We start from the raw sequence: 6,481 nt of genomic DNA, 5'->3' as shown, positions 1-6,481 counted from the left end.
GTGCTCCAGTCGATTCAAGCCAAGGCTTGTCTCAAACTTTCGCATTCATTCTGCAAGCAGAATGTTTACTCACTCGTTGTTCAGTTTTCAAAGATCAAACTTGTTTTGTTACCAAGTGTCGTTCTCCTCAGCAACTTTTATATCATAACACTTCCAAACCAACTTTGCAAGCTCTTTTTTTAAGTTTCTTTCGAAGCTTATTTATTTTGCTTGCGGCACTATGTTTCTCGTGTTTTTTTGGCCGGAAATAGAATATACCATATACACAACATAATTACTACTTGTAAAATATCCCATCAATGAATTTCTCGTTTACTTGATATAATCTCTTTTCAAACTATTCTTCTCGATGGCAATATCAACTGACTATACCCTACATACACTCGCCAGTCTATTCTGTCTCAATATAGGTTACGAAAAGAACCGATCAGCATCATTACGTTCTATATAATAAGAAACACAATATCATATTGGAGAACAATGCTATCTACTATTTAGATATCGAATATAGTAATTGTACTCACTCTTCAGTGGTATTGATAGATTATGGTCTTCACTTCTATACTTGTTACGCTTTGAACCTGCCCATCACTATCGTATCGTAATACTGTCCATCTGTGTGTCGTCGATCACTTTTCAAAACACCTTCGATCCCGAAGCCACTCTTTTGATATAACTCAATTGCCTTTTCGTTGGATGCCAGTACGGTCAACGTCATCTTCTCTACACCAATCTGGTCTGCCCATTCCATCGACTGTTTCAACAAGTGCTTGCCAATCCCATGTCCCCAGAACTCTCTGGCTACACACACGCCGAACTCAACCTTATGGCTAAATCTCTTCAACTCTGTACCTTCACATCGGGAGTATCCCACAATCTCGCCCGCTACTGCAGCAACGAGGAACAGATTCCGCGACTTCTCGGTGTCCACATGGATGATACGCCTAAACCCGGCTGGGTCGATATACGCCTCGCCCTCTTCACGATCCATATTCTCGGTTTCTCCGTCCAGTTGTACACGAAGTGAAGACAAGGCCTCTGCATCCTTATCTGCTGCTGATCTAATCGAGTAAGATACTCCTTTAATGTAATATTCCTGTTGTTCGATAATCATAAGAACTATTCCGCCTATTCCACTTTAATTAAATATTCTATACTCTCTACTGCTCTACCCCACCTCAGACGGACTCTTGCCCGTAAGCATCTTGAATACCTGACTGAAATACGTGGCATTACGGAACCCCGTCATCTCACTCACCTCATATACCATGTAATGTCCCGACTGCAACAGTTCCAACGCTCGCTGAATCCGGTACCCGTTCAAATAACTCACGAAATTCTCCCCGGTCACCCTTTTGAAAAGTTGACTCAGATACTTCGGATGCACGAATAGCCCCTTGGCAATCGCTTCAAAACTGATCTCTTCAGCGTAATGCAGCTCCACATACTGTTTCACCTGCTCTATCAGTTTATTGGTTTTCTTCTCGCCCATCTCCTTGCGGATCTGTTCTAGCCAGTTGCAGATAATACGATCCATCCAGCTTACCAGATCATGCAACGCATATTTCGATTGAATTTCACGCAAAAAATCACTCATCGCCAGCGGCGGGGGTAACATCGGGTGAAGTCGGTTCCAGCTATGAATCAACGTGTCAAACAGACTGACGGCCACCACCTGTACATCCTGTATGCCAACACATTTCCCCTCTTTCAGCAAAAGGCAAATATGATGCCATACCTCTTCCGCCAGATCAGGTCTAATATCCGCCCAAGCCTCATTCCATTGACGAAGCAATACTGAATAATCGGTCACACTTGGTTCTGTATCCTCAGACGCTTCATAGTGGTAGATACGACTTCCACCTTGAAACTCTGCAGTTTCCACCGCTTCCCTGCTCTCTAGATAAGAATCTATCACCTCACAGGGGTGACTCTTGGATCTCCCAATTCCAGCACTCACTTCAATTTTCAGATACGTAAAGATCTGATCGATCATCCTCTCCACAAGTGGCAGACATTCCTCCAGATGATCTTTATCTCCTAATAGAAGCAACACAAATACCTGATCCGAATAATCAACGATCTCTACCTGACCATTCATGCGCGCCGCTTGCTCCTTCACCGTCTCCTGAATAATATCGGCCGCCCCATAGCGGAGAAGCTGCCAATCCCGTTCTTTCATTCGTGTCAAAAATACGGGGCGATTCAGTTGCAGACTAATGGCGCGTGTCTGTGAGGACATATGAATGCCTATATAGTCCATGCGCTCTTTAGGCAGCTCGTCTGCCCGATATCGCGTGGTCAGCAGTTCGTGAAGAAATTGTTTGCGCAAATACGGAAGTACCCGTCCAACCTCCTGCTTGTACGTCTGCTCCAGTCGCTCATGCCGCTCTCGCACATCTTGTTCCAGTAGCACCTCACGCAGCACAGACTCAATCTCCTCAACTTCTGCCGGCTTCAGCAAAAAGTGATTCACCCCCCAGCGCATGGCTGCCCGGGCGTTCTCGAATTCGTCATACCCACTAAGAATGATGATCGGCAAGTGGGGATGATCACGTCGCAACGTCTGAGTAATCTCAAGCCCGGTCATCCCCGGTAGATAAACGTCAGTCATAACAAGATCGGGATGCATGCGGTGAAAAAGATCAAGTGCATCCAAGCCATTCGAAGCAGTACCTGCAATGCTGAGGCCCAGGGAAGGCCAGTCAATATGTTCCGTTAGTGCCTTTACAATATGCGGATCGTCATCTACAAGCATGATGGTCTTCATCCTTTTTCACCGTCCAGCCACAGATTTAATTGCTCATCGGTCTCAATACGGGGGAGTGTAATCGTCACTTCCACGCCACCCGACTCTCCATCCCTCAGTTGAACGCCATATCGCTTCCCGCAATAGAGCTGAATTCGCTGATGAACATTCCGTACACCGATGCCACACGTCGCTTCGAGTTTCCAACCCTCTGGCAAGCCTTGGCCATTATCCGTGATACGAATGACGATATCTGGTTGAGAGCTTTCCGCCTCATGCATATGCACCTGAATTCGAAGTGTGCCTTCTTCCGGATGTCCGTGCATAACGGCATTTTCAATAAAGGGCTGTAAGATAATCTTGGGAATATAACAACCGCGAATGCGCGGATCGATCTGCTCCTGATATTGAATGGAGAAAGGTAGTCGCTCCGACTGTATGTTGACGTAACACCGGGCATGCTCCAACTCATCACGAACCCGGATAAACAATCTCCCCCCACTCAGTCCGATCCGTAACAGCTTACTGAGCTGCACAATCATACGACTGATATCCTTAGCTTCGTAATCGAGCGCACGCCAGTGGATCATGTCGAGGGTGTTGTATAGAAAATGGGGTTTGATCTGGGCCTCAAGCAAGCCCGTCTGGGCTTCCCGCTTAGCACGGCTCTCATCCTTCACCTGTTCCATCAGCGTCGTGAGCTGTGAAGCCATGTGATTGAATCCATACGCCAAATGGGCATATTCCTCTGTGAATGACAGTTGTACCCGAGTATCAAAATCCCCTTTCTCCAATTGTCTCATCCGTTTGATCAGTTGGCGCAGAGGACGAATAATCCGCCGCACGAACAAATATGCAAGTATTGCCGAGCATAACAACCCCAACACTGCAATGCAAAGAATCTGCCACCCTGCGTGTCTGACCGGGGATAACAGCATATGAACAGGAATAGTCTGCACCAGACGCCACTGAAGCATGGCTGGCCTGGAGTACAACACCAATTGTGCACCTCCGGATTGTCCGGAAACTACTTCGTATCCGTCTGCACCTGGTTGGACATGTTCCTGAATCCATGCACTATCTATAATAGAAGAAGAGTATTCACCCTCACCACTTGTAGCGGGGTCATCTGGCCACTTAGATCCCTCGATGGGGTCAGCTTCACCCATTTGCATGACGACATTGCCAGCCGTATCCACCAGCAGTACCTTGCCTTCCAATACCATGGGCATATCCGAAAATCTGCGTACAATGTCTGTGCGACTCAGTCGAATGAGCACATAGGCTACCGTACCCCCTCGGCTGTCAAAGATTCGCTGGGCATACCCAATTAGTGATTGACCAGATTCATTCTCGCGCAAAGGTACCCATGCCGCATCTGCCTGCTCCAATGCATCGAACCAGGAGTCGCCGGAAATGGTGTCTACCGGGAAGATGCGATCAGGCATGGTAACAGCTACACCGTTAAATGCATCCGTGTACAACTCTATAGAAGTAATGCCTTCACTGACGACCAGAGTATGATCCAATATACGGGATACTTCCCGCCGTTGATGAATCTGCGAAAGTCTTCCGGTCTCCATCGTTTCGAGCAAACTGGACAGCTCCCGATTGCTTGCCAAAGCATAGGCTGTTCCGGTTACCCCTGTGATGAAATCAAATCCCCGGCGTGTGCTCTCGTTCAGAAGAGCCAGGCGTGCTTTGCTAATCTCGGCAAAGGTGACCGCTGAGAAGGACTGATATGCCAGCCAGACGATCACCGAGACGAGTAACAGGTTAAACGCAATAAAGCAAGTCACCATCAATGTGGAGAGCTTGCTTTGTTGCAGCTTTTGATTAATATATGAAGACCATCTTCCTTTCCGCATGCGAAAATCAACTCGTTTCGTCTTGGAATTACCCTTTGAGTCCAGAGGTTGCGATTCCTTCCACGAAGTACTTTTGACACACGATAAAAACAATAAAACATGGCACTAGCGACAACACCGACATCGCAAACATCGGACCCCAATCGGATTGAGAGCTGGAATCAAGGAACAGGCGTAGACCTAACGGCACTGTATATTTGCTCACGTCACTCAGGTAGATCAACTGACTGAAGAAGTCGTCCCATGTCCACAAGAACGTAAAGATCATCGTAGTGACTAATGCTGGGAAAGCCAGTGGAATGATGATTTTGGTGTATATTTTCACAGGACCGCATCCATCAATAGTGGCCGCTTCATCCAGCTCTTTGGGCAACCCTCGGAAGAACTGCACCATGAGAAAAATGAAGAATGCGTCAGTAGCCAGCCATTTCGGCACCACCAGCGGCAGATACGTATTCACCCACTCCAAGTGGTTGAAAAGAATATACTGCGGGATCAGCGTCACATGATGTGGCAGCATGATCGTCATGAGCATCAGACCGAAGCAGATGGCTTTGAAACGAAAATTCAGTCGGGCGAAGGCATACGCCGCCATAGAGCAGGAAATCACATTGCCCAGCACGGCGCCCAGCGACAGGATGACAGAGTTGGTCAGGAAACGGGAGAACGGATTACCCTGAATTCCCGACCAGCCATTCATGTAATTTTGCCAATTCCATTCCTGTGGCCAGAACCAGGTCTCTGTAAAGATCATATGTCCCGGTTTGAACGAGCTACCGAGCATCCAGAGAATTGGATAGAGCATGACAAAGGCGATGCCTGAGATCAACACATGTTTGCCGACGACCCACGCTGTAGAGTTCCGTTGTCCAATCATGATTTTCCACCATCCTCATAGTGCACCCACAGCTTGCTACTGCGGAATACGAGCAATGTAAATACGCCAATCAGGATCACCAGCACCCAGGCCATCGCGGAAGCATAGCCCATCTGAAAGAATGAGAATCCTTTTTTGTACAGATACAGAGAGTACATTAAGGTTGAATTCACTGGCCCTCCGCTGCCGTTACTGATGACGAAAGCCTGCGTGAACGATTGAAAGGACGTAATCAGCTGCATGACGAGATTGAAGAAGATGACGGGTGACAGAATCGGCAACGTTATATAGAAGAATCTCCGCAGAGGACCTGCACCATCTACCGCCGAGGCCTCATCATACTCGGGTGGAATCTGCTTTAATCCTGCCAGGAAAATAATCATCGATGATCCAAACTGCCACACGGATAACAGCACGATGGAGTACAGTGCATACTTCGGATTGGCAACCCAATCGGGTGCCTTAATTCCTACCATGGCAAGAACACTATTAAGCAGCCCGTCCCCACCCAGCATTTTACGCCACAACATCGCAATCGCCACGCTACCTCCAAGCAATGTCGGGATGTAATACACCGTTCGGTAAATACCAAGCCCTCGAATCCCTTTGTTGAGCAACATCGCTACAAGCAACGCGAAGATCAATTTGACCGGTACGGATACAGCGACATATGTGAACGTTACCTGGAGTGATTTGGTGAACAGTTTATCGGACGTAAACATGGTGGTGTAGTTATCCAGACCGACCCAGGAAGGGGCGGCCAGGATACTGTAATCGGTGAACGAAATGTATAACGATACCAACATGGGACCCAAGGTGAGAAATAACAACCCGACAAGCCATGGGGCGAGAAACAGAAGAGCGGCTCCATTATGCGCATATCTCCGTTTGACCCGCCGGGTAGCTACACTCTCGATTCGGGCTTGACTGACCTGAGATGTAGTCATCTTCGCAACCTCCCCGCAGAATTAGAAGTCTGGAACGATT

At 47.7% G+C, this 6,481-nt stretch carries 5 protein-coding genes; all 5 read right to left on the bottom strand.

All coding sequences use genetic code 11. The features are described from left to right. Nucleotides 1-568 precede the first annotated feature (568 nt). The 5 genes from OM416_RS30285 to OM416_RS30265 are packed head-to-tail and all read right to left on the bottom strand — an operon-like array spanning nt 569 to nt 6,441. A complete protein-coding gene (locus OM416_RS30285; RefSeq protein WP_264935645.1) occupies nt 569-1,114 on the bottom strand; it encodes a GNAT family N-acetyltransferase in 546 nt (181 codons plus the stop codon). A gap of 54 nt (nt 1,115-1,168) precedes the next feature. After that, nucleotides 1,169-2,770: a response regulator gene (locus tag OM416_RS30280; protein ID WP_264935644.1), complete on the bottom strand. Its 1,602-nt coding sequence runs from the start codon at nt 2,768-2,770 to the stop codon at nt 1,169-1,171. After that, nucleotides 2,767-4,617: a sensor histidine kinase gene (locus OM416_RS30275; RefSeq protein ID WP_264935643.1), complete on the bottom strand. Its 1,851-nt coding sequence runs from the start codon at nt 4,615-4,617 to the stop codon at nt 2,767-2,769. Before OM416_RS30275 ends, OM416_RS30280 begins: the two co-directional genes overlap by 4 nt. A gap of 28 nt (nt 4,618-4,645) precedes the next feature. Further along, nucleotides 4,646-5,494 carry a carbohydrate ABC transporter permease gene (locus OM416_RS30270; RefSeq protein WP_017691148.1) on the bottom strand — a complete coding sequence of 283 codons (849 nt, stop codon included), beginning with the start codon at nt 5,492-5,494 and terminating at the stop codon, nt 4,646-4,648. Further along, nucleotides 5,491-6,441: a carbohydrate ABC transporter permease gene (locus tag OM416_RS30265; protein WP_248278232.1), complete on the bottom strand. Its 951-nt coding sequence runs from the start codon at nt 6,439-6,441 to the stop codon at nt 5,491-5,493. The genes OM416_RS30270 and OM416_RS30265 overlap by 4 nt, the downstream gene beginning before the upstream one ends. Between the last annotated feature and the right edge of the window lie 40 nt (nt 6,442-6,481).

It is taken from the genome of Paenibacillus sp. LS1 (assembly GCF_026013365.1).
Classification (GTDB): Bacteria; Bacillota; Bacilli; order Paenibacillales; family Paenibacillaceae; genus Paenibacillus.
Note: the sequence above shows the minus strand (reverse complement) of the source record. Positions and strands in the feature narration are given on the sequence as shown.

Excerpts from the sequence above, each read along its gene's own strand:
- OM416_RS30285 (WP_264935645.1), bottom strand. The coding sequence starts at position 1,114 with ATGATTATCGAACAACAGGAATATTACATTAAAGGAGTATCTTACTCG.
- OM416_RS30280 (WP_264935644.1), bottom strand. The coding sequence starts at position 2,770 with ATGAAGACCATCATGCTTGTAGATGACGATCCGCATATTGTAAAGGCA.
- OM416_RS30275 (WP_264935643.1), bottom strand. The coding sequence starts at position 4,617 with ATGCGGAAAGGAAGATGGTCTTCATATATTAATCAAAAGCTGCAACAA.
- OM416_RS30270 (WP_017691148.1), bottom strand. The coding sequence starts at position 5,494 with ATGATTGGACAACGGAACTCTACAGCGTGGGTCGTCGGCAAACATGTG.
- OM416_RS30265 (WP_248278232.1), bottom strand. The coding sequence starts at position 6,441 with ATGACTACATCTCAGGTCAGTCAAGCCCGAATCGAGAGTGTAGCTACC.